The sequence below is a fragment of the Cerasicoccus sp. TK19100 genome (genome assembly GCF_027257155.1).
Classification (GTDB): domain Bacteria; phylum Verrucomicrobiota; class Verrucomicrobiia; order Opitutales; family Cerasicoccaceae; genus Cerasicoccus; species Cerasicoccus fimbriatus.
The window spans coordinates 594,256-617,262 of the sequence record NZ_JAPWDU010000001.1; the positions used below are offsets into that span (position 1 = coordinate 594,256).

Annotated in this window: 17 protein-coding genes and 1 pseudogene; 11 read left to right on the top strand and 7 right to left on the bottom strand. The window is 56.1% G+C overall.

Annotation, left to right across the window (positions count from 1 at the left end):
- Positions 1-7: 7 nt before the first annotated feature.
- From speA to O3S85_RS21190, 4 genes and pseudogenes are all read right to left on the bottom strand, one after another.
- Positions 8-1,969 (bottom strand): biosynthetic arginine decarboxylase, encoded by a 1,962-nt coding sequence (gene speA / locus O3S85_RS02410; protein ID WP_269537578.1) that lies wholly within the window; start codon positions 1,967-1,969, stop codon positions 8-10.
- Positions 1,970-2,037: 68 nt separating this feature from the next.
- A complete protein-coding gene (locus O3S85_RS02415) occupies positions 2,038-2,916 on the bottom strand; it encodes a hypothetical protein (RefSeq protein WP_269537580.1) in 879 nt (292 codons plus the stop codon).
- Between the two features lie 77 nt (positions 2,917-2,993).
- Positions 2,994-3,326: a hypothetical protein gene (locus O3S85_RS02420; protein ID WP_269537582.1), complete on the bottom strand. Its 333-nt coding sequence runs from the start codon at positions 3,324-3,326 to the stop codon at positions 2,994-2,996.
- Positions 3,326-3,465 (bottom strand): annotated as a pseudogene (locus O3S85_RS21190) (sodium/proton-translocating pyrophosphatase); the annotation flags it as partial. The pseudogene O3S85_RS21190 and the gene O3S85_RS02420, both read right to left, overlap by 1 nt.
- Positions 3,466-3,845: 380 nt before the next feature.
- Between O3S85_RS21190 and O3S85_RS02425 the strand changes: the two are divergent.
- The 4 genes from O3S85_RS02425 to O3S85_RS02440 all read left to right on the top strand — a co-directional run bounded on the left by O3S85_RS02425 (position 3,846) and on the right by O3S85_RS02440 (position 8,357).
- Complete coding sequence (locus tag O3S85_RS02425; protein ID WP_269537584.1) at positions 3,846-4,595, top strand: hypothetical protein; 750 nt, start codon at positions 3,846-3,848, stop codon at positions 4,593-4,595.
- Between the two features lie 123 nt (positions 4,596-4,718).
- On the top strand, positions 4,719-5,111 hold the full coding sequence (yajC, locus tag O3S85_RS02430; protein WP_269537586.1) for a preprotein translocase subunit YajC: 393 nt from the start codon (positions 4,719-4,721) through the stop codon (positions 5,109-5,111).
- A 62-nt stretch (positions 5,112-5,173) separates the two neighbouring features.
- On the top strand, positions 5,174-7,858 hold the full coding sequence (secD, locus tag O3S85_RS02435; protein ID WP_269537588.1) for a protein translocase subunit SecD: 2,685 nt from the start codon (positions 5,174-5,176) through the stop codon (positions 7,856-7,858).
- An 85-nt stretch (positions 7,859-7,943) separates the two neighbouring features.
- Complete coding sequence (locus O3S85_RS02440) at positions 7,944-8,357, top strand: cupin domain-containing protein (RefSeq protein ID WP_269537589.1); 414 nt, start codon at positions 7,944-7,946, stop codon at positions 8,355-8,357.
- Positions 8,358-8,364: 7 nt separating this feature from the next.
- On the opposite strand, the gene O3S85_RS02445 is transcribed toward O3S85_RS02440, so the two are convergent.
- Complete coding sequence (locus O3S85_RS02445) at positions 8,365-8,964, bottom strand: hypothetical protein (protein WP_269537591.1); 600 nt, start codon at positions 8,962-8,964, stop codon at positions 8,365-8,367.
- Positions 8,965-9,462: 498 nt separating this feature from the next.
- On the opposite strand from O3S85_RS02445, the gene O3S85_RS02450 reads away from it, so the two are divergent.
- The 3 genes from O3S85_RS02450 to O3S85_RS02460 all read left to right on the top strand — a co-directional run bounded on the left by O3S85_RS02450 (position 9,463) and on the right by O3S85_RS02460 (position 16,353).
- Entirely contained in the window at positions 9,463-14,127 is a 4,665-nt protein-coding gene (locus tag O3S85_RS02450; protein ID WP_269537592.1) for a glycoside hydrolase family 9 protein, read from the top strand.
- Between the two features lie 1,183 nt (positions 14,128-15,310).
- A complete protein-coding gene (locus tag O3S85_RS02455) occupies positions 15,311-15,856 on the top strand; it encodes an NUDIX hydrolase (RefSeq protein WP_269537594.1) in 546 nt (181 codons plus the stop codon).
- Positions 15,841-16,353 (top strand): hypothetical protein, encoded by a 513-nt coding sequence (locus tag O3S85_RS02460; protein WP_269537596.1) that lies wholly within the window; start codon positions 15,841-15,843, stop codon positions 16,351-16,353. The genes O3S85_RS02455 and O3S85_RS02460 overlap by 16 nt, the downstream gene beginning before the upstream one ends.
- A 190-nt stretch (positions 16,354-16,543) precedes the next feature.
- Here O3S85_RS02460 and O3S85_RS02465 read toward each other — a convergent pair whose 3' ends face one another.
- Positions 16,544-17,296, bottom strand: a complete 753-nt coding sequence (locus O3S85_RS02465; protein WP_269537598.1) for a sugar phosphate isomerase/epimerase family protein — start codon at positions 17,294-17,296, stop codon at positions 16,544-16,546.
- A 117-nt stretch (positions 17,297-17,413) separates the two neighbouring features.
- Positions 17,414-18,466, bottom strand: a complete 1,053-nt coding sequence (locus tag O3S85_RS02470) for a Gfo/Idh/MocA family protein (protein WP_269537600.1) — start codon at positions 18,464-18,466, stop codon at positions 17,414-17,416.
- A 155-nt stretch (positions 18,467-18,621) separates the two neighbouring features.
- Between O3S85_RS02470 and O3S85_RS02475 the strand changes: the two genes are divergently transcribed.
- The 4 genes from O3S85_RS02475 (at position 18,622) to O3S85_RS02490 (ending at position 22,935) form a co-directional block, all read left to right on the top strand.
- On the top strand, positions 18,622-19,410 hold the full coding sequence (locus tag O3S85_RS02475) for an AraC family transcriptional regulator (RefSeq protein ID WP_269537602.1): 789 nt from the start codon (positions 18,622-18,624) through the stop codon (positions 19,408-19,410).
- Positions 19,411-19,708: 298 nt separating this feature from the next.
- Positions 19,709-20,524: a glycine/sarcosine N-methyltransferase gene (locus tag O3S85_RS02480; protein WP_269537604.1), complete on the top strand. Its 816-nt coding sequence runs from the start codon at positions 19,709-19,711 to the stop codon at positions 20,522-20,524.
- Positions 20,525-20,530: 6 nt separating this feature from the next.
- The gene (locus tag O3S85_RS02485; protein WP_269537606.1) at positions 20,531-21,361 is read left to right on the top strand and encodes an SAM-dependent methyltransferase; all 831 of its coding nucleotides are present in this window, start codon (positions 20,531-20,533) and stop codon (positions 21,359-21,361) included.
- Positions 21,358-22,935: a BCCT family transporter gene (locus tag O3S85_RS02490; protein ID WP_269537608.1), complete on the top strand. Its 1,578-nt coding sequence runs from the start codon at positions 21,358-21,360 to the stop codon at positions 22,933-22,935. Before O3S85_RS02485 ends, O3S85_RS02490 begins: the two co-directional genes overlap by 4 nt.
- The last annotated feature ends 72 nt before the right edge of the window (positions 22,936-23,007 follow it).

Genomic DNA, 23,007 nt, shown 5'->3' on the forward strand with positions numbered 1-23,007 from the left:
TCGTGCTTTATTTCGCCTTTTTCTTGACGGTTTTCTTCACCTTATCGCCCGGTGTCAGGTAGGTTTTTTGGTTGAGCATATCCGTGTAAAGATTGAGCAAGCGGATGCCTTCGCGGGGCTTCACGACGTCGTTGCGGGTGGCGACGTCGATCTGCTTTTTCATGGCTCGGGTTAGGTCCGCGCCTTTGTATTGGATAAAGTCGAGCACCTCGTCCGTGGAGAAGCCGCGGATGGTTTCCTCAATGTAGAAGCCGTCCTCTTCGTCGTCTTCAAGGAATACGTGCACTTCGTTGACGCGGCCAAAGAGGTTGTGCAGGTCGCCCATGATGTCCTGATACGCGCCGACCAGGAAAATGCCCAGGTAGTATGGTTTTTTGCCCAGCGGATGCAGGCGCAGACTGTGGCGAACGTCTTCCAGGTCGACAAAGTCCGTGACCTTGCCATCGCTGTCACAGGTAATGTCCACCAGCGTCGCTTCGATGGTCGGCTCTTCGTCGAGGCGCTGTAGCGGTGCAATGGGGAAGAGCTGGTCCAGCGCCCAGTGGTCGAGCAGGCTTTGGAAGACGGAGAAATTGCAAACGTATTGCTCTGCCAGCAGGGCACCGAGGTTTTCAAGATCCTCGGGGACGTAGCCGTCCTTCTTGAGGCCGGTGTGGATGTCGGCGCAAATTTGCCAGTAAAGGGTGTCCGCCTGGGCGCGGGTAGGGAGGTCCAGGTAGCCGAGGGAGAACAGATTTGCAGCCTCGTCTTTCTTTTGTTGGGCATCGTGAAAACGCTCCTGCGGGCCGTGTGCATCCTTGTTGGTCAGGATGTATTGCAGGTCGGCCAGTATTTGGTGCTTCTTGATCTTAGGCGTCTTCCCTTCCTCGGTTTCCGGAATTTTGACAATGCGATCCACGGCTTCAATCACGAGGATCGAGTGGGGGGCCACCAGCGCGCGCCCGCTTTCAGAAATGATGTCTGGCACGGGATGGCCAGCCTGCTCGCAAACGCTCTTGATGTTAAAGACGACATCGCGCGCATACTCGCCCATTGAGTAGTTCATTGAGCTCTCGTAGTTGGTCCGGCTGCCATCGTAGTCGATGCCCAGACCGCCGCCCACGTCGAGATATTTGATGTCGAAGCCCATTTGGCGAATCTCGCAATAGAAGCGTGCAGCCTCGCGGACGGCCTTCTTGATCGTCAAAATATTCGGCACCTGCGAGCCGATGTGGAAGTGCACGAGGCGCAGGCAATGGCCGAGCTTGGCGCGCTTCAGCTTTTTACCGGCGGCGACGATTTCCGCGGCGGTCAGGCCGAACTTTGCATTGTCGCCGGTGGACGTCGCCCATTTGCCTTCGCCGGCGATGGACAGCTTGACGCGGAAGCCGATATGGGGCTGCACGTTCATTTCGCGGGCCACCTTGATGATCGCGTCCACTTCGGAAAATTGCTCGATGACGAGGATGACTTCGCGGCCCAGGCGCACGCCGAGCAAGGCCGCGCGAATATAGTCCATGTCCTTGTAGCCATTGCAGACGAGCAGGTCGTTCTTGCGATCAAGCTGGGAGAGGGCAATGAGCAGCTCGGGCTTGCTGCCGGCTTCGAGGCCAAAGTCATAGGAGCGGCCAGCGTCGAGAATTTCTTCCACTACCTCGCGCAGTTGGTTGACCTTGATCGGGAACACGCCCCGGTAATGCCCCGCATAGCCTTCCTCTTCGATGGCGCGGTGGAAGGCTTCGTTGAGCATTTCCACGCGGCGGCGGAGCAAGTCCTGCACGCGAATGGTCAGCGGCGGGCGTAGGCCGTGCTCGGCTTCGGCTTCGGCCAGGACATCCGCCAGGCTGATGCTGGGACCGTCTTCGCCTAGTGGCTGGACACACAGATTACCTTTTGCATCCGCGCTAAAGTGGCCTTGGCCCCAGCGGGGCAGGCCGTAGTATTCTGCGGATTTTTCGGGGGACCAGTTGGACTTGTCTGAAGCAGGCATTCTGGCGCGAAATTGTGGATAAATCGGGCGTTCGTCAAAGGCGAAAGCAAATGGATCGAGTCACCGGCTTAATGATTACACTGGCTATCGCCGAAATCTTCGGGCCCAAGAATGCCCGGATAGTGCTCCTGGCCGCATTCTGGGCAAAGGCTGTGGCTGAACTCTGCAGTGGAATGCGCGCGAATGTAGCTCTCCACTTCGTGCCAGTAGCCTTTATCGTCGCGCACTTTTTTACAATAGGAGCAGATCGGTAGCAGGCCGCGCAGTGTTTCAATACGATCCATGGCCATCTGCAATTTTACGCGAGCCTGGTGCTCGCTTTGCCATTGTTGGAACTCGGCGATACGCGTTTGGTGGAAACGCCAGTTAACATACAGCCCGCAGATGACCGTAATGGGGAAAATCATCGTAGCTTCCCACCACATCTCCGTGAAACCACCATGGGCATGCAGCATCCAAATATGCGCCGTGGCAAAAAAGGTGCCGGAGATCAGCTGATACGACAGCCGGTTGGGCATGAAAATGAAAATCGAGATCAGATAGGCGAGATCCGCCATGGAGTTCTGATAGGCATTAACGGGCAGTAGGTGGTCAGTCCAGACGAACAAGGTGCTGCAGATAAGTTGCCACGCCAGCACCAGTTTCTGCAGCATGGTTGTGGACCGAATAAACGGGATCCAACTGGCGAAAGCGAGGGAAAGCGCCAGCAGCAGCGCACGCATCTGCACAACACGGCCGCTGTCCAGGGAACCACTCGGCAGCGAAAATTCTTCAACGATGAAGGCAAAGTTCACCAGCCCAATCAAAATGACGGCAGTGACCGTTAACCGGCGGTCGGCCTTCGCGTAGCGGCAATGAATGACACTGCTTAAAACCCTGCCTTTAAGTTCGGAGGGTTCCGGTTGGTCAGCGTTAGGTTGGCTATCGTCGGAATCGGCGATGGTCATTCGGCTTGGTGTAGAAAGGGCTTAGGTGAGAGGCCTTTATCCTTTACACTGCCGGGGGCACCTTAAAGAAAAAAATCTTAATCTTTCAAATTATCTGACGGTGTATCGGCCTCGGGTCGTCGGCCTTCCGTCGCTCGGGGCAGGCCATAGCTAAACCAATAAGCCGGCACGGTGATCGGAGCGAAAATAACCCCGAGCACCGTCCACCAAATCTTTTCGTCCTGCGTTTTCCGTGACTGCCATAGATCTATCGCGATCCAGATTAATCCCGCCAATGCGACGATACGCGGGATGTCGCCCAGCTTAAGCACCAGGCTCTCGATGGCAGAGATACCCAGCCAGGGACCGAGCAATTGAACGGGCAGCCAGACGGCCGTAAATGTGCAGAGGGCGATTTTGATTTGTTTCATTACAGTAGCTGAAATCCGGTGCTCACGCTGGCCATAGCGATGGAGATCACGCTCATCAGCTTGATGAGGATGGTCAAGCTCGGACCGCTAGTGTCATAAGGGGATTACCGACGGTGTCGCCGAATACCGTGGCCTTGTATTGCTGTTTTAAGTAGGTGCGCGTCGTCACTGACGTAGCTGACGATCTCGACCGTGCGGTCGTTACCGGCGGGTTGTTGGATCATACCAACTTAGCATGTTCACGCTAAAAACAACGCCACGAGGGCGGAGGTGGTGGCAAACCAGAAGAGGGGGGTAGTTCTGGGTTTTACGGGGTTCTCTTTGACTGTTAGCGGTCTATTCAGGGACTGTCCTTGGATGGTTGGATTTTTCCTGACAAGCTGTCCATCAGCGGCTTGCGTTATGCCAAATACACACACTATTTCCAACTACGGCAATTGTGTTTAAATTGGGGACGTCAAATCATGGCTGGACGCGAATTAGTTTGCTCCGGTGATTTAAATCCGGTGAACTATTGGTATGCTGATTAAGCACTTTGCGTTATCTCTTTCCTTGGCGTTGTTTGTTTTAACCGGTTGCGAAAGCACGGACCCGGGCTCCGGTTCCAGTTCCAGCGAGCCTATGGGAAATAACTTCTCGGGCCACGTGGCGGTGCTGCCGTCTGAGGTGCTCAGTTACCTGCCGCAAAATTACGCGTATATCTGCCCGATGGTCAATGAGGCCACGGCAGATGAGCTCATCCAGGAAGGCTATCTCGTGGCTCCGGAAGACCTGGTAGCCAACGCCCTGGCTGCCAACGGGGAATCGCTGCGCCGTCAAATTCAGTCCAGCGACCCCAAAGTGATGGCCAAGGGCGTCAGTGATCTGATCTGGAAGCTCAACGACGAGACCAAGGTGGAAATGCTGATTGTCCCGCAGATCTTGGAGCAATCCGTCACGCTTAAGTCGCCGTATAACGGCCACAGCTGGGGCGGCGTATCGCGGGAGTTCCACGTCAACGGCGATCGTGGCGGCGAACAGATCCTGCAGGTCGACACTGCCTCCGTCATCATGGGGGCGTACAATAAGTTCGGGCAGGCGGTTTACTTTGGGCAGGGGGGCATGGACTTCCTCGAAAATGCCACACGTGCCGGCGATCACCTCTATCTTTCACCCAAACTTTCCGGGCAGATCCCCACCGTGTATGTGCAGGATGCCGTGGCTAAGGCCTTGGCCCGCTGGCAGATGGAAGCCCCCGTTTCGATGAGCGGTCGGGATTACCAGCGTTAGAAGGAGTAAGCCACTCACTATTTAATGCCCACGGGTGCGGGTGAATCACCCTGATTTGTGGCTGATTCACGCTTGCTTTCCGTGGGTGCATCCGTTTGTCTGCCCGATTTCCCGAATTTAAACATGCTCGAAACACCCAACATTGCATCTTTTTTCACTATTTTAGCCCAAGCGGAAGGCGGCGATCAAAGCCCGATGAGCTTTTTCCTGATGATCGGTCTCTTTATGGCCGGTTTCTGGTTCCTCATCGTTGCCCCGCAGCGCAAAATGCAGAAGGAGCACGACGCACTGGTCAAAGGCCTGAAAAAGGGCGATAAAATCATGACCAAGGGCGGCGTGTTCGGCACGATTGTTAACGTCAAGAGCGACCGCGTCTCGGTGAAGGTCGCCAACAACACCAACATCGAAATCTCCAAGCCCTTCATCCAAACCGTTCTGAATAAGAAGGACGACGCCAAGGGTGATGAAGCGGCGGAAGACACCACCGACGAGCCGGAAAAAACTGAGGCTAAGTAAGTTTTCCACGAACATAATCCCCGCATCAAGGACCAAGGAAACTTTGGTCAACTGCCAAACCCATGAAAAATTCCATTATTTGGAAACTGATCTTCACCGCCGTCATCATGGCCTGGGCGGTGCTCTCGCTGTTCCCGATTAAAGACACGGATTTCCGCGACTACGTGCTCGCCGAGCCGGTGGACAACGCCGCCGAGTTCAATGAGCTGGTCGAGGAAGCTGATAGTCGGGTCACCGAGAACTACCCGTTCGTCGCCGCCTTGCGCGATACGGCCAATGAAAAGAAGGTCAACCTGCACGATCAATACTTCCCGCACATTAAGATGGTGCGTGAGCCGAATCTGCAACGTGCCAACAAGATCATCACCGATTATCTTTACCAGCAATCACGCGGTAAACTGCACCTCGGTCTGGATCTCGATGGCGGCGTCTCGCTGGTGCTGAGCATCGATGCGGAGCAGGACCCCAATGCGCAAAACGTCCGCTTGGAGAAGGCGGTCGAAATTATTTCCGGCCGTATCAACGCGCTTGGCGTTGCCGAGCCGCTGATCCGCCCGATCCCGCCGAACCGCATCGAAGTGCAGCTGCCAGGCGTCGACCTTCAGCAAAATCCGGAGCTGATCGTAAACCTCGTTAAGGCTGCGCGTTTGGACTTCCGCACCGGGCACCGCTACCTGCGCCCGAATTCAGATCCTAACAGAGGACCAATAGACAACGTGGGCGACTTGAAAAGCCTGCCGCTCAACCCCGGCAATCCCAATGGCCCCAGCGCCATGTATGAAGTGCTCGCCGACGAGCGCACCGACGCCAAAACCGGCGAGACCACCATTGTGAAGTATTGGGTCAAGAAGATCCCCGAAGCCCATGGTGATATCATTGACGAAGCCTACATTGACATGAGCACCGGCTCTCCGATGGTCGGCTTCACTACGACTTCCGAAGGCTCCGAGATCATGAAAAACATGACTCAGCGCATCGTCGACGAGAATGCCAGCACCCGCACTGACGAGCTGCTGGTCGTCGTTCTCGACGGCGAGTTGGAATCCGCCGCCACGGTGCAGAGCGCGATTTCCCGCAACGGCCAAATTACTGGCAACTATTCGCAGGACGAAGTGATCCAGCTCGTCAGTGCGCTGAACAATCCGCTGGAGTTCGCCCTGAAGGTCGACCAAATGCAGGAAGTCGGCCCGAGCCTGGCGAAGGACGCGCAGGATGCCTCCATCAGCGCCGCCATGTATGGCGCGATTGCGGTGGTGGCCTTCATGGTGATTTATTACCTGTTCTCCGGCGTTGTCGCGGTGGTTTCCGTGTCCCTCAGCTTGGTCATCGTGCTCGGTGTGCTTGCTGGTGTTGGCGCGACGCTTTCGCTGCCAGGCATTGCCGCGTTGGTCCTGACCATGGGTATGGCCGTGGACGCGAACATCCTGATTTTCGAACGTATCCGCGAAGAGCTCGTCGCTGGCAAGTCCATCAAGAACGCGCTTAAAATCGGTTACGACAAGGCGCTGTCGACCATCGTTGACGCGAACGTCACCACGATGATCACGGCCGTGATCCTGTTCGTGCTCGGCGTCGGCCCAGTCAAGGGCTTTGGTTTGACGCTGGCCGTCGGTATCGGTGCCTCGGTGTTCGCCGCGCTGATCATCAGCCGCGCACTGTTGGAAATCATCGTGCATGGCGGCATTGCCGAAAAGGTGATTCCGAACTTCAGCATCCAGAAGGGCTTGGGTATCAAATCGCTTAACTTCCTGGGCAAGCGCAAGCCGGCCTTTATCTGCTCCTGGGCGCTGGTCCTGGCGGGTGTGGTCGCGATCTTTATCGCCAAGGACGACATCATGGGCATCGACTTCCGCGGTGGCGCGGAGGTGGTGTTTGAGTTCGATCCGGGCTCGAAGGACACCCTTGAAATCGCCGCGATTGAAGACATGGCCGTTGCCAACGAGCTGGGCGAAGTCATCCCGGTCTTCCAGTCTGAAATTGGCCAAAATATCGAGCGTCTGCGCATTCAGGTAGACTCGGAAGAGGGCCGCACTGAAGCCCTCGTCAACGCCATGCTGGCCACGTTCCCGAACGCCGAGCTGGTGAAGGTTTCTGAAAACGTCATTGGTGCCGCCGTGAGCGACCAGATCGTCTTCAACGCCATTGAGTCCATTGCTTTCGCGCTAATCGGCATTCTGCTCTACGTCGCGTTGCGCTTTGAGATCGGTTACGGTGTTGGCGCGGTCGTAGCGACGATTCACGACGTGCTGATGTCGATTGGCCTCTTCGTGATCCTGGGGCAGTTCCTGGGAATAGGCAGCGGTCAGTTTACCGCGCCGATGGTGGCCGCCGTGCTGATGATCGTGGGTTACTCGATTAACGATACCATCGTTGTGTTTGACCGTATCCGCGAGGAGCTGGAGCTCAACCCGTCCATGAAGCTGTTCGACGTGATCAACCGCGCCATCAGCCTCACGCTGAGCCGAACTTTGCTCACCAGTATCACGACTTTTGTCGCTGCCTTCGCGCTGTTTATCTTCGGCGTTGGCGTGGTGACGGACTTCGCGCTGGTCTTCCTGATCGGTATCGTCACCGGCACGTTCTCGTCGATCTTCATTGCGAGCCCGGTCTTCTACGCCTGGCACAAGGGTGACCGCAAGCACGTCACCGATCACGAGTATGCCAAGCCGACCTACGAATGGGAAGCGGGCAGCAAGCGCGCCACCAAGGAGTCGGATTCCGACAAGACCTCCGGCGCACCGGCCTAATCGGGTCAGTCAACTTTTCCCAAAAGGCGAATGCACGCATCGGCGGCATTCGCCTTTTTTCTTTTCCCGTGTGCGTCCGCTTGGCATGTTGGAGCGCATGGAGAAAGCCCGCATCCTACATCAGGCAACTGGCCAGAAAAACGCCGCCCAGCGCCTGGGCCCCTACGTGCTGGAAACGCTGATCAAGGAGGCCGACGAAATCGGCGTCACCGCCTACCGCGTGACGATCGAGCCGCACTCCACGACCGCTATTAGCTACCACAAGAAGGCGGAGGAAATTTACTACGTGCTCTCCGGGGAGGGAACCGCGCTGCTCGATGGCGTGGCGCATTCACTAGTGGCGGGAGATTTTTTACGCCTGCCGCCTGGCGTGAAGCACGGCTTTATCACGACCGCCAAGCCCCTGGTCATGCTGGATATCCACAGCCCGGGTTCGCGTCCGGATCGCGATGTCTATTTCGAAGGTGAACCACCTTCAGGCTTCTCAGATAACGAGTAGCCAGAGGCTACTTCATAATCAGATACTCGAAGCGGATGTAGCAGATGTAGTCATCCGTGCCGCCTTCGAAATGGATGCTCTTCAGCACGTATGAGTTGTCATCATCCTTGTCTAGGATAACGGGGTCGTTGCCAAGGGCCGCGCTTTCGCGCTGTTTGGCTGCTTCGAGCGCTTCCTGCCTCTTGCGTCGTTCTTTGGCGGAATTCAGGCGGTCGTTGATCATGCGCTCGGCCTTGTAGCGGGCATCGATTTCGGCAAGCTGGATCGTGCGCCCGTAGCCGACCGTTACTTCCTGCAAAGGCCTGCGGTTATTGGGGCGGTAAATGTCGTGCTTTATTTTTATGCGGCAAAAGTGGGTGTCTCCCCGATTTTCCAGTTTAATCCAATCCAGGATATAATCACCGTCGAAGGCCTTGTTTTTAGCCTGGTCAAGAACGGCTTCTTCGGCGCGTTCGCGCGAGCGTCCGTAGTCCACCAGCATTTCGTCGATGGTGGTATTGGGCTTGCGCGTACGTGGTTGCTCCTGGGCGGGGAGCAGGCCGGCAAACAAAAATAGGGGAATGATAATCGATAGAGAGAGCCGCCGCATGATTGGCAGCGTTACCATTTTAAACGGGGCAGTCAATATCCGGAATCGGTCACCTTGGTCTCCTGTTCGACTATTTTCGCGATATAAGCGTAATTTAATCCTGCTTTAAATTCTCTCCTTTAATTATACGGAAGTGAAAAAATCAGGCTTCATTATAGGTGAAAATACGGGATTTTACTGAGGCAAATGGGGGAGTTGTAAAAGAATTATAAGTGGCTGATCATGAAATGGTAAAAGAAAAAAGTCTGCTTGGAATAAGTGCGGATATACTTACTCTTATATACAATCCTGAACTGCGAGTCACGAACCGAGAAACTGATTATGAACCGACTCCAGTATTTTCATCCATCCAGTTCGCCCTAACTGCCGGGCGTCGAATCCGCCATTATCGTTTGGTGGAGTAGGGGTGTTGCCCCATTGCCTGAGCCAAGGCTCAGTTGACCTACTTAATTCTGGCTATGCGCCTGGACGAGGCGCCGCCGTGCCTACGCATATTTGACTTACACACCACAGATTATGAAATACACACTCATTGCCGGTCTGGCGGCATTTGGTCTGAGCGCTTCGGCGTTTGGTCATGGATCGATGGCCGATCCCGTCAGCCGTGTTTACGAAATCTTTCTGGAGGATCCCCAGTCCCCGGATTACCCCTCATCGGCGGCCGCAATCGCGGTCAACGGCACCCAACCCTTTTACGACTGGAGCGAAGTCAACCGCCTCGTTCCGGATTACAACTACCAGTCTCTTATCCCTGACGGTCGCTTGATCAGCGCCGGGCGTGACAAATATCTGGGCATCGAACTCCTTCGCGACGACTGGCCAGTGACCTCGATTGAGGCCGGCCCCTACGATTTCGTTTACGCCGCGCACGTGCCCCACGATCCGAGCTTCTTCGTAGCCTACATTACCAAGCCGGGCTACGACCCGCTGCAACCGGTGGCATGGGACGACCTGGAGCTGCTCGATGGCAACATCCAGGCTAACCTCGTGGGCAATAATTACCTCTTCACGCTGGACCTGCCCGAGCGCGAAGGACGCCACGGCATCTACGTGATCTGGCAACGCATCGACCCGGCGGGCGAAGCGTTTTTCTCGTGGAGTGACGTCGTCTTCGGCGAGGACAATGGCAACACCACCACGCCTCCGGAGGACACGAGCGGACCAACCTCGTCTGCCGTTGATTTCTCCGTCAGCAATTCATGGGACGGCGGTTTCGTGGGCAACGTGACCTTGACGAACCCCTTCGACTACGCGCTGAACGGCTGGGAGATCGAATTCGATTTCCCCCGCGAAATGATCAACGTTTGGAGCGCCAATGTTGTCTCCCGCAACGGCGATGCCTATGTGTTAAAGAACGCCGGTTGGAATCCGCAAATTCCGGTGGGCGGCTCGGTCACTTTTGGCTTCCAGGCCAGTGGCGACCATAACGGCGTCAATATGACCAATATCTCGCTCAACGGCGTTGATATCAGCGACATCACCCACGATCACGGCGATCATGGTGATCACGGTGACGGCGGCACGGGAGACGGTGGCTCGGGTGGCGACCATGGCTCCGGCGATAGTGGCTCAGGCGATAACGGCTCGGGTGACGGCGGCTCTGACAATGGCGGCGGCGACATGGGCGATGGCCACGTCGATCACGGCTCCGGTGACAATGGCTCCGGTGACGACCACGCCAGCGGTGACGCGGGCCTCGTCGTAACCGTAGCGGATGACTGGGGCAGCGGCTTTACCGCCAGCGCCACGATCACCAATACCACGGGTGCCGACTTGCAGGGCTGGACCTTGACCTTCGACTGGCCGCACAAGCCAACGAATGTTTGGGACGCCAACCTTGTCTCCGTCAGCGGCGACACGGTAACCATTAAAAACGCAGCCTGGAACGCTTCGCTTCCGGCCGGCGCGAGCGTCACCTTTGGCTTCAACGGCTCACCAGGGGACGTTACGACCCAGCCCACCAACGCTGCCCTCAACGGCACACCCGTCAGCGGCGGCTCTGGCGACAATGGCTCCGGAGGTTCCGATAATGGCGGCTCCGACGGCGGCAATGATAACGGCGGTTCCGATGGCGGTAATACCGACGGCGGTGACGACGGCTCCAACGGCGGCGGTACGGACGATGGTTCGACTGGCGGCAGTGATAACGGCGGCTCGGGTGATGGCTCCAACGGGGGTGGCGACAACTCCGGCGGCGACGCCGATGCAGGTCTTACCCTGACCATTACCAACGACTGGGGCAGTGGCTTTGGCGCCAGCGCTACGGTCACGAACACGACCGGCAACGCGATCAGCAGTTGGGAACTCAGCTTCGACTGGCCCTACGATATCACCGATTACTGGAGCGCGACGCTCGTCTCTCATGTGGGTGACCGCTACACGTTCTCCAACGTTTCTTATAACGGCAGTATCCCGGCGGGCGGCTCGATCGAATTCGGCTTCAACGGTGCTCCGGGCAACGTTTCCTCGTTCCCGACGAACATCACCTTGAACGGTCAGGCAGTCACCGGCGGTAACGGCGGCGGCACTGATGACGGCGGCTCGGGTGATGGCGGCAACGGCGGAGACAATGGTGGCTCTGACGGTGGCAATGACAACGGCAATACCGGCGGCGATAACGGCAGCGGTGGTGACAACGGTAGCGGCGACGGCAATGCCGGTGTGGAGCCCGATGGCAACTTCCGCAAGCGTATCGTGGCCTACTTCCCCAGTTGGGGCATCTATGGCCGTGACTACCAGCCAACGGAAATTCCTGCCGAACGCCTGACGCACATTATTCATGCGTTTGCGACGATCGATGCCGCGGGTGAGATCGCGATAATTGATAGCTATGCCGATCTGGAGAAGTCCTACGGCGACGACACTTGGGATCAGCCTTTGAAGGGCATCTTCAATCAATACATCGAGCTCAAGGCAGAGCACCCGCACCTGAAGACGCTGATCGCTGTGGGCGGTTGGTTTGACTCGGGTCGCTTCTCGACGGTGGCCGCAAGCGCAGCCAGCCGTGAAAAGTTCGCGCAATCCGTTCGTGAGTTCGTGGTCCAGTATCAGTTCGACGGCGTGGATCTCGACTGGGAATACCCGGTCATTGCGACCGATGTGAACAGCAATGTCTCACCCGCTGACGGCGAGAACTACGTCCTCCTGGCACGTGCCATTCGCGCGGAGTTCGACGCCCAAAGCGCCATTGACGGCAAGACCTACCTGATTAGCGCCGCGGTGCCCGCTGGTTACGACAAGTATGAGGCGATCAACCTCGACGGCCTCGCCGATGAGCTGGATTGGATTAACGCCATGACGTATGATTACCACGGCCGTTGGGTCAGCAATCGTACCGGCCACAATGCGCCGCTGTTCCACAACCCGGCCAGCCCGGATAGCGACCGCTACAACGCGTCTTCCACCGTGCAGGGTTACATCGACGCCGGCGTTCCGGCCGAAAAGATCAACCTCGGCATCCCGCTGTATGGCTACACCTGGAAGGGCGTCGGAGCGACCAGTGATGGCCTCTACCAGAGCGCCACAGGCGTTGGTTTTGGCACAATCGCCGAAGAGCCCGGCATGGCGGACTACCGCACGATCGCCGCACTCGTCGACGCCGAGCCGTCCGCCGAAAAGTGGGACGAGACCGCGCAGGTGAGTTACTTCTACAGCCCAACGCTCGATGGCGGTTCCTGGGCCGGTTACGACAGCCCGCGCGCCGTGGAGCGCAAGCTCGACTATGTGGACGATGAAGGCCTCGGCGGCGTGATGTTCTGGGAGTTGTCTAACGACATCCGCGACTACGACGACGAAGACAGTATCATCCACATCGTGTCGGACAACTACGCCGTGGCCGACAACGGTACGGGCGCGTTCAACTATGGCGAAGCCCTGCAAAAGTCGCTCTTCTTCTACGAAGCGCAACGCTCGGGTGAACTGCCGGACGACAACCGCGTCTCCTGGCGTGGTGACTCCGCGCTCAACGACGGTGCCGATGTGGGCCTCGACCTGACCGGTGGTTATTACGATGCGGGCGATCACGTGAAGTTCGCGCTGCCGATGTCGGCCTCGCTGACCTTGCTCGCTTGGGGCATCGAGGAATACGAAGACGGTTACGCGAACAGCGGCCAGTTGGACGAAGCACTGGACACGATTCGCTGGGGCACGGACTGGCTGATGAAGGCCCACCCGAGCGCCAACGTCTTCTACGCGCAAGTCGGTGACGGCCATGTGGACCACGCATTTTGGGGCCCACCGGAAACCATGACGATGAACCGCCCGGCCTGGAAGGTGGACGCGCAAAATCCGGGCTCCGACGTTGCGGGTGAAGCCGCCGCCGCGCTCGCCGCCGCATCGATCGTCTTCCGCGATAGCGACCCGACCTACGCCGACGAACTGCTCAGCCACGCGATCGAGCTCTATAACTTCGCCGACACCTACCGCGGCAAATACTCGGACTCGATCCCGAACGCGCAATCGTTCTACAACTCGTATTCCGGCTATAACGATGAGCTGGTCTGGGGCGCGCTCTGGCTATACAAAGCCACTGGCGATTCCGCTTACCTGACGAAGGCCGAGAGCTATTGGAGCGCCATTGGCGGCCTCAATAACAGCTGGACCATCAACTGGGATGATAAGTCCTACGGTGCCGCAATCCTGCTCGCGCAATTGACCGGTAAGGCCACTTACAAAAACTCCGTGGAGAACTGGCTCGATAACTGGATCGGTGGCTCGGTTGCTCAATCCGACGGCGGTCTGCGCTGGATCCAGCAATGGGGCAGCCTGCGCTACGCTGCAAACACCGCGATGATGGCGTTTATCTACGGCGATACGGTCAACAACGATAACGGTGTCTACACCGCCTTCGCGGAAGATCAGCTGAACTACTGCCTGGGTGACAACCCGGCGGGTCGCAGCTATGTGGTTGGTTTCGGCGTCAATCCGCCGATCAATCCGCACCACCGCGCAGCGCATGGTTCCACCAGCAATAACCAATACAATCCGGTTAATAACCAGCACGTGCTCTACGGTGCCCTCGTGGGCGGGCCGAAGTCAGCCAATGACTTCGACTACGTTGACGACCGCTCAGATTACGTGGCCAACGAGGTGGCCATGGATTACAACGCCGGCTTCACCGGCGCCCTCGCGCGCCAGACCGAAGTCTACGGCGGCGAGCCCCTGGCCAACTTCCCGAATTAATCTTCCTTAGTTGGATTGAGATACACATAGCCCGGTGGTTGGTTTCCGGGCAACCCAAGCAGGGCGCGGTTCACTCCGCGCCCTGTTTCTATAAACTATGTCACGCTGCCGCACCCGTAGCATAGGCGTCCCGCCTGTGCCCGAATCAATGATATCAAAATGTTGGAGCAGGGGCACAGGCGGGACGCCTATGCTACGGCTGCCAAACAGCCAACAAAACCCTGCCCCCAAGCACATTTTTCATTCGCTTCAAACGCTACTTCCTGCCATACTTTCATTATGAAAAGTCGGCCCACCAGAAGCCCCCACCGCTGGCTAAGTATCGCCGACTGCGCGACCAAGCGTCGCCGACTGTAGCTCGAAGCGTCGCCGACACTTCTACGGAGCGTCGCCGACGCTTCACCCAAAGCCTACCCCGGTGTTTACCATACTTACGCCCGTCTTTCCTCCCAACACACGGGTTGTTCTTTACTGAAACCTCGGACGTCATTCCTAGATAATTCCTCCGCAGTGAGTTAGTAGTCATTGTGCTAATTGATTTAATTGTAAATCAGTTTCTTGTATCATCCTCAAGCCTTGACGGATGGGGCCCATTGGGTTAATCATTCAATCATGAAATTCCAGAAGGTCACTCAGTTTAGATCATCTTGGGCGTGAACAGTAATACTGTCGTGCTAATAAATGAAAACCGAAGACGTAAGTAAAATTTGGGGTAATGAGATTATCCCAGTTGTCCATCGCCCAGGAGGGAAGCATGACATAAGAGTTAGGCTACCATTTTCCAATGATAACAGAAGTTTTCTTGGCGGAGGAACACGCAAGCAAGAGCCAGTTTGGAACAAAGAAAAGAAGTTCTGGTCATTGCCGAGGAGTAGATTTAATGAGATTGTTGAACTTATCTTGAGACGACATTCTAAAGTCTATATCATACAGCCTTATATTGAGACAGAGAAGTGCGCACCAGCATGCCGAAATGCTATAGGTCACGAATGCCAATGCTCTTGTTTAGGAGCAAATCATGGAATTGGGAACGATGGAAGTTGGTTTGATATATCTGAGAGTCTAGCGTTGCGGCACAGAAATCGGACACTCGGGTGTCGATTGCTAGTGTCAAATTAAGCATCAACAACTCTGGTGCATGTTTCTTCTGGCGGTGGGACGGCACTTTGCTACGTTGCGCTACATGACGCCCAAGCTATTTGAATCCTTCCAGCATTGCCCCATGTGCGGCTCGGCCAACTTGTGCCAGGGCGCGTTGCAACGGAAATGCGGGGACTGCGGGCATGCGATGTTTAACAACCCGATTGCCGCGGTGGCGGTTTGGATATTCGACGCCGAGAATCGGGTGCTGCTCATCGAGCGTGGACGCGAACCGGCCAAAGGGAAGCTGGCACCGCCGGGTGGATTCCTCGATGCGGGGGAGTCGTTGGAAGTCGCCGCCAAGCGCGAGATCGAGGAAGAGGTCGGCCTGAAAATCAAGGACCTGCAGTTCGTCTGCTCGCACCCAAATGACTACCTTTACGGCGGCAAAACTTGCTCGACGTGCGATGTATTCTTCACCGCTCAGTTAGCCGAACCGGCAGGCAACGGCGTGGCGCAGGAAGGCGAAGTCACCGCGATGAGTTGGCGAGCGCTGGCGGACATTTCGCGCGACGACTTGGCGTTTGAGTCGATGCGGGTGTCATTGGATAAGTTGCGGGGATTGCGCTTGTTATGCAGAAAAAAGTGAATCTGGCATCGGTGCTGACAGCGATTGTCTTGTTTTTCCTTCCTTGGGTGCAAGTTAGCTGTCAAGAGGGGGTCGTTCGACAATCGGGGGTGCAGGCTATCCGAGGTGATGTCACCGTCATCAAGAATGGCGAGGCGCAGAAGCAACCAAGAACCGTTGAAAAGAAAAATGATTTTCCGGAGCCTGCTTGGCTGATACTGGCGGCTTTTGTCTCGCTCTGCGGAGCGGGAGCTTTGGGGATTTGGTCTTGGTTTGCCAAGCGTAGTGCACTGGATCAGGCAGTTGTGTGGATTTGTGTGGGGGCGCTTATTTTAGTTTTGGCTCAAAGCTTCGTTGGCTTTCCGCTCTTTACCTTCATACTGCAAGCGACCGACAAAGCCGCCTTTGATGACGAATTGTGGCGAAGTTACCAACCTGCTTTTTATGCACTCTGGGTCGCCTTGTTTCTGCCCATTACATGGCGTATCGCGGATAAGAAGTTTAAGGGTGCTGGATAAGGTGGCGCGGATCGTCTCGATTCGCAGTTTCAGTTGATTGGCCAGTAGGATGCTGGCGGCTTGTCTGGAGACTGCGCCCTACCTTTTTGCTTTGCGTTGCAAAGTAAACGGCCCGCCTGAGCAGAAATCAGGCGGGCCGGGTGGGGGATAATTCGCTATTATGCGAAATACTAAATGGACGTATTGTGGCTTAGGTCGCGGCGCGCATGGAGGCAACGCAGTCTTTGAGGGCGGGGACAGGGTCTTCCGGGTCGCCTTCATATTCGATGACGGTCATGCCCTCGAAGCCGCCGTTTTCCAGCGCCTTGACGAAGCCCGGGAGGTCGAGGTTGCCGGTGCCGACAACGACATCGGTCCACTTGCCGTCCTTGCCGAAGGTGAAGTCCTTGTAGTGGACGCCGTAGATGTGGCCGGCAAATTTTTCCGCCCACTGGATTGGCTTGCCCTGGTTGGGGCCGATTTGCATGCACCAGGCGGTGTCGATGCAAAGGCCGATCTGTGGGCCGCCGAGCTTGATCAGGTATTCGAGGACGTCGGGGCTGCCGCCAAACATGTAACCGCCGTGGCAGTGAATGCCCACGCGGATGCCGAACTCTTCCGACCACTGGCGGACCTTGGGCACGGCCTGCATGAAGCTGTCGATGCGGAAGTGGGCGGAGATGTGCTTAGCACCTGCGGCGGCGGCGCACTCGAACTTTTTGCGCTCGTCGTCGCAGCCGACGAAGGTTTCCACGCCAATGGAGCAGATGGAGACGCCGGCATCGTTGTAAGTCTGAACGACTTCCTTGAAGGACTCCGGGTCGTTGAAGTCGGCGTGAATGCCGCAGATTTCGATTTTGCTCAGGCCGATTTCCTTCACCTTGGCGGCGACGGCGGCGTTGTCTTTGGTGTTGCGGAAACAATAGCTTTGCACGCCAAAGTTTCTTGCGGGGGTGGTGCTCATAATAAGTGTTGGTTGAGGTTTTTAACTACGGATGTCGCAGATGAGCGCAGATATTGATATGAAAACTTATCGGTGTGAATTTGCGTTATCCGTAGTTCCTAAATTCTTAGTTTCAGTTTAAAGAATGACTTCCTTGCCGGTGGCACTGGATTCCTGGATGGCGTCGAGAATCTTCTGCACGACGAGTGATTGCTGCGGAGGCGTGGCAAGTTCTTCGCGTCCGAGGATCACGTTGGTGAAGTTCGCAAAGCGGCAGCAATGTTTGTAAAGCGGCTCAGCCTTGACGCTCTCAATGACGTCGTAATCGGCGCGGAGCGGGTCGTTGCGGAACAGCTTGGCTGTGGCGACATCCGCGCCGGCTTCGGTGCCAAAGAGCTGCACGCCGTTGCGGTTCGGTGTTTCCATGTGGCAGGCCCAGCTGGCGTCGAGGGCAACAGTGGCACCATCGCTAAAGCGAATCAGTGCAGTAGCAAAATCATCCACGTCGAAGACGGACTCCGTCTTGTCGGAGATGCCCCAGCCGCCGGCACCCAGGCCGCGGTTACCAAATTTGGTGTAGGTCGCGCCATAAACCGAAACCGGATCGAAGCGGTTGATGGAATACAGGCACAGGTCGAGGAAGTGAACGCCGATGTCGTTCAGGCAGCCGCCGCCCGCGAGGACCTTATTGCCGAACCAGGTGCCCATGCCCGGGATGCCGGTGCGGCGATTCCAAAATGCCTTGGCGTGGTAGATCTCGCCAAAGGTGCCCTGGCGCTGCAGGGAGACGATCTTCTGGTGAGTTTCGACAAAGCGCTGATTCATGCCGACGGTGAACTTTTTGCCAGCGCGTTCAGAGGCGGCAATGACGTCCGCAGCTTCCTTGGCATTGAGCGCAAACGGCTTTTCGAGGATGACATGTTTGCCGGCTTCGAGTGCTTGAATCGCGAGCGGTGCGTGAAACTTATTGGGCACGGCGATGTAAACCGCGTCGACATCCGGGTTGGCCAGCAGCTCATCCGCCGAGGCGTAGCTGTTGGGGATTTGCTTGTCCTCGCAAAGCTTCTTCAGGCGCTCGGCGCTGAGGTCACTCGCGGCAATGACAGAGGCGTCGTCGTGCTTGTTAATTTGGTCGGTAGCGGGCCAGGCAATGGAGCCGGCACCGATGAGGCCGTATCGAACTTGAGACATGTTTTATTCAGGGTTTATTTTTTAAATGTCGGGTATGGCTCTTATCAAAGGCCTTTGATTGAGGATTGCTAGAATATAGAATTTACAAAAGCTATGATATTTTACCGATTTCTCTGCTTGCCCCAACGGGCGAGAAACTGATTGGCTAACGGTTAATGTTTAGTAGCTTGCGCAAGTTGGAAATTCTATCGGTGGCGCATTTTCACCATCCGCCGGGACTGCATCCCAAGCCGCGTATCATTGCCAAGGACCAGCTCTGCATCGAATTAGTAACCGGGGGCCGCGGCTGGATTGAGCACGAGAATGATTGGGTGGAGGTGAACCCTGGTGCCTTACTCTGGAACGGCCCCGGTGAATACACCATCGGGCGCAATGATTTCGAAAATCCCTATCGCTGTCTCTCGGTGCGTTGCCGATACCAAGGGCGTTTTCAGCGCGCCACGCCGCGTATCACCAAGTGGGATGACTTGGATTCGGTGCGGCAGTTTACGGATCAGGCCGTGCGCCTCTTTTACGAGGAAAGTTTTAATGTGGAGTTGCTGACCGGCCGCATCATGGGGGAGCTCCAGTTTCGCGCCGGTTATTACGCCTGGGCGAGTGACCGCCAGGAAGCGCCCAAGCCATTGCTCTTAGCGCAGCAGGCAATTGAGCGCGACTATGCGCAACCACTTTCAGTCGAAGACCTGGCGGAACTCAGTGGGTGGTCGGCCCCTCATATGCACGCGGAGTTTCGGCGGCACTTCGGGGAGTCGCCACATCAGGCCTTAATTGCCCGGCGGATGCGCGCGGCGAAGGTGCAACTGGCCGCGACGAATAACCCGATTAAGCAGATCGCCGTCGAATGTGGCTTTTCCGGAGCCTCGGCTTTTTGCACGGCGTTTCGTCGCCAGACGGGGGTGACTCCCGCTGTTTTTCGTCAACAACAGCAGCACGGAGCCCGATAGTTTCAGATCGAGGGTTGCATTGTGGTAAGGGCGTGGCTTACCATGCCATCTTCGTTTCCTAATAGGTAACACTAAAGAAGCAGAGACCCAGAAATATCCATCAAAGACAGCGCCAGCTCCGGCGAGCCACCGTTATAGGCTACGAGCATGCCCGTGGGCCCCAAGACAGATTTCTGTTCGGGACGGGTGAGGATAGAAGAATCTGGTTTCAAGCCGCACCGCAGGCATGGCCGTGTACGACTACTTTTTTCGCAACCTGGCTGTAACCTCCATTATTATTATTATTATTATTATTATTATGACAGATGTCACCAAGACCACCGAACAGGACTACGGGGAAAACCCAATCGGAGTCCGAGAAACAGACACTTACAAAGGCGAATACGTCCATTCCTTCGTGGATAAATGGGACGAGCTGATTGATTGGGACGCACGCGCCGAGAGCGAGGGTTCGTTCTTCATTAAATTACTGAAGGAGCGCGGCTGCAAGCGGGTGCTGGATGTTGCCACCGGCACGGGGTTTCACTCCGTTAGGCTGATCAAGGAAGGCTTTGAGGTGGTGAGCGCTGACGGCGCACCGGAGATGCTCGCCAAAGCATTTAATAATGGCCGCAAACATGGCGAAATCCTGCGCACGGTACAGGCAGACTGGCGTTGGCTAAACCGCGACGTGCACAACAAGTTCGATGCCGTGATTTGCCTGGGCAATTCCTTTACGCACCTTTTCTCCGAACGCGATCGGCGTAAGGCATTGGCCGAGTTTTATGCCTGCCTGAGACATGATGGTATCCTGATTCTCGACCAGCGAAACTACGACATGATCCTGGATGAAGGCTTTAAGACTAAGCACACGTATTACTACTGCGGTGAGAATGTTCGCGCCGAGCCAGAGCACGTTGATGAGGGGCTGGCGCGTTTCTGCTATTCCTTCCCGGATGGCTCTAAGTTCCACCTGAACATGTATCCGCTACGCGCTAATTACGTGAAGCGGCTGATGACCGAAGTCGGTTTCCAGAACATCGAAACGTTTGCGGACTTCCAGGAAACTTACCGTCAGGACGACCCGGATTTCTATATCCACGTCGCCGAGAAACGCTACCCGAACGCCAAATAATACGATATGAGCAACGCGACTGTAGAAAAAGCAAAAACCTATTACGACAGTAACGACGCCGATAACTTCTACTTCAATGTATGGGGTGGGGAGGATATCCATGTGGGCATTTACCTGCGCAAGGGTGAGTCGATTTTCGAGGCCAGTCGTCGCACGGTGGAGACCATGGCTGCGCGGCTCGATGGCTTTCCGGCGAGCTCACGCGTGGTTGATCTAGGCGCTGGTTATGGCGGTTCCGCGCGCTACCTTGCGCGGGAAAAGGGATTCCACGTTACGTGCCTGAATCTCAGTGCCGTGCAAAACGAGCGTAACCGCAAGATGAACGAAGAGCAGGATTTGGCCGATCAGATCGATGTCGTTGATGGCAATTTCGAGGAACTGCCTTTTGCGGATAATTCCTTTAACATTGCCTGGACACAGGATGCGATTCTCCACAGTGCCGACCGCGAACGCGTATTTGCCGAAGTGGACCGTGTGCTCAAGCCTGGAGGCGTAATGGTGATGACTGATCCGATGATGAAGGAGGGTGCCGATCAATCCGTCCTTCAGCCAGTCTTTGACCGGATTCATCTGGCCTCAATGGGCAGCGTGGAGAAATATGCGGCTTATGCGCAAGAGCTTGGCTGGACTGTCGAGCCCATGGAAGAGCGCACCAAGGATCTCGTGACACACTACTCACGCGTTTTGGAAGAGCTGGAATCGCGCACTGAAGAGCTATCACGCCACTGCAGCGTGGAATACATTGAACGCATGAAAAAAGGTCTGCGGCACTGGATCAACGCTGGTCAGAATGACGCCTTGTTCTGGGGTATTCTGATGTATCGCAAACCAGAATGAGCGAAGCGAAAAATGACAAGCCGGCGCGCAAACGCATCGACGTACACGCGCCGGTTTTCTTCTGTTCGGCCGGGCTGATAATCTTCTTTGTCATTGTGAGTTTGGTCTCGCTGGAAACAGCGGGCCAAACTTTCTCTGCGATGCAAAGTTGGATATCGAAGAACTCACGCTGGTTCTTCATTGGCGTGGTGGATCTGTTTTTGCTGTTCATCGTTTGGCTGCTTTTCACGCGCTTCTCCCACATCCGTCTGGGCGGGAAAGACGCGAAGCCGGAGTTCAGCTACTTCTCCTGGATGTCGATGCTGTTCAGCGCAGGCATGGGTATCGGCCTGTTGTTCTACAGCGTGGCCGAGCCGATCATGCACGCTTCGAATCCGCCCTTTCACGGTGTGGAAGCATTGACGGAAGATGCCGCGCGCGACGCCATGCAGCTCACGTATTTTCACTGGGGTTTCCATGCCTGGGGCATCTATGCGCTGGTGGGGTTGTCGCTGGCTTACTTCTCCTTTAACCATAAGGCTCCGCTCACGATTCGCTCTGCGTTTCGTCCGCTACTGGGTGACCGGGTGGATGGGCCAATTGGCAACTCGATTGATATCCTCGCCGTCGTTGCGACCTTATTTGGCGTGGCGACTTCCTTGGGGCTCGGTGTGCAGCAGGTTAATGCGGGCTTGGACTACTTGTTCGGCATTGGCGAATCGAGGATTACTCAAGTGCTGCTGATAGCGGGCATCACCGCGCTGGCGACGATTTCCGTCGTCTCTGGTTTGAATGGGGGCATCCGCCGTCTGAGTGAGCTAAACCTGTCGGCCGCCGCACTGCTGCTACTCTTTGTATTGTTTGCTGGGCCGACTCTGTTTCTGCTCGGCGGCTACGTGCAAAATATCGGCTCTTATTTGCAGAATTTTCTTAAGCTGAGCACTTGGACGGAAACCTATCAGCGTACAAACTGGCAAGAGGGATGGACCGTTTTTTATTGGGCCTGGTGGATCGCCTGGTCGCCGTTTGTGGGGATGTTCATTGCCCGCATTTCACGCGGTAGGACGATACGGGAATTTATTCTGGGTGTGTTATTGGCACCGACCTTGATGACGTTTGCCTGGTTGTCGATATTCGGCAACGCCGCGTTGTTTGAACAGCTTTACGGCGCTGGCGAGCTGGCGGGAGAGGTTAATAAGAGTATCCCTGTGGCGCTCTTTGAAATGCTCGACGCCTATCCGCTGTCCAAAGTCGCTTCACTACTTTGCGTGGTGGTGATCATCACCTTCTTCGTGACTTCGTCTGACTCGGGTTCGCTGGTGATCGACATCATCACCGCAGGCGGCAATACCGACCCGCCCGTGGCACAGCGTGTTTTCTGGGCGGTGATGGAGGGCGTCGTGGCGGCTGTTTTATTGCTTGGTGGCGGCCTGGGTGCTCTGCAGACGGCTTCCATTACGACGGGGTTGCCGTTTGCCATCGTGTTGGTGGTAATGATGTTCAGCCTCTACAAGGGGCTCTCGCAAGACCCGGCGGCACCCCCTTCGTATCAACAGCTACGACGCAAGGTCGAAAAACTGGAGCAGGATCGCTAACTTTTTCATATAAAAACCCGCATTGATTGGCGGCGATGTGATATTTAACATTAGCGCTTGTTGATGAATTAG

Coding starts and splice junctions, on each gene's coding strand:
- yajC (WP_269537586.1), top strand. CDS start 4,719: ATGCTCGAAACACCCAACATTGCATCTTTTTTCACTATTTTAGCCCAA.
- O3S85_RS02420 (WP_269537582.1), bottom strand. CDS start 3,326: ATGAAACAAATCAAAATCGCCCTCTGCACATTTACGGCCGTCTGGCTG.
- O3S85_RS02490 (WP_269537608.1), top strand. CDS start 21,358: ATGAGCGAAGCGAAAAATGACAAGCCGGCGCGCAAACGCATCGACGTA.
- O3S85_RS02415 (WP_269537580.1), bottom strand. CDS start 2,916: ATGACCATCGCCGATTCCGACGATAGCCAACCTAACGCTGACCAACCG.
- O3S85_RS02445 (WP_269537591.1), bottom strand. CDS start 8,964: ATGGTAACGCTGCCAATCATGCGGCGGCTCTCTCTATCGATTATCATT.
- O3S85_RS02440 (WP_269537589.1), top strand. CDS start 7,944: ATGTTGGAGCGCATGGAGAAAGCCCGCATCCTACATCAGGCAACTGGC.
- O3S85_RS02460 (WP_269537596.1), top strand. CDS start 15,841: ATGCAGAAAAAAGTGAATCTGGCATCGGTGCTGACAGCGATTGTCTTG.
- O3S85_RS02465 (WP_269537598.1), bottom strand. CDS start 17,296: ATGAGCACCACCCCCGCAAGAAACTTTGGCGTGCAAAGCTATTGTTTC.
- O3S85_RS02450 (WP_269537592.1), top strand. CDS start 9,463: ATGAAATACACACTCATTGCCGGTCTGGCGGCATTTGGTCTGAGCGCT.
- O3S85_RS02425 (WP_269537584.1), top strand. CDS start 3,846: ATGCTGATTAAGCACTTTGCGTTATCTCTTTCCTTGGCGTTGTTTGTT.
- O3S85_RS02485 (WP_269537606.1), top strand. CDS start 20,531: ATGAGCAACGCGACTGTAGAAAAAGCAAAAACCTATTACGACAGTAAC.
- speA (WP_269537578.1), bottom strand. CDS start 1,969: ATGCCTGCTTCAGACAAGTCCAACTGGTCCCCCGAAAAATCCGCAGAA.
- O3S85_RS02455 (WP_269537594.1), top strand. CDS start 15,311: ATGACGCCCAAGCTATTTGAATCCTTCCAGCATTGCCCCATGTGCGGC.
- O3S85_RS02480 (WP_269537604.1), top strand. CDS start 19,709: ATGACAGATGTCACCAAGACCACCGAACAGGACTACGGGGAAAACCCA.
- secD (WP_269537588.1), top strand. CDS start 5,174: ATGAAAAATTCCATTATTTGGAAACTGATCTTCACCGCCGTCATCATG.
- O3S85_RS02470 (WP_269537600.1), bottom strand. CDS start 18,466: ATGTCTCAAGTTCGATACGGCCTCATCGGTGCCGGCTCCATTGCCTGG.
- O3S85_RS02475 (WP_269537602.1), top strand. CDS start 18,622: ATGTTTAGTAGCTTGCGCAAGTTGGAAATTCTATCGGTGGCGCATTTT.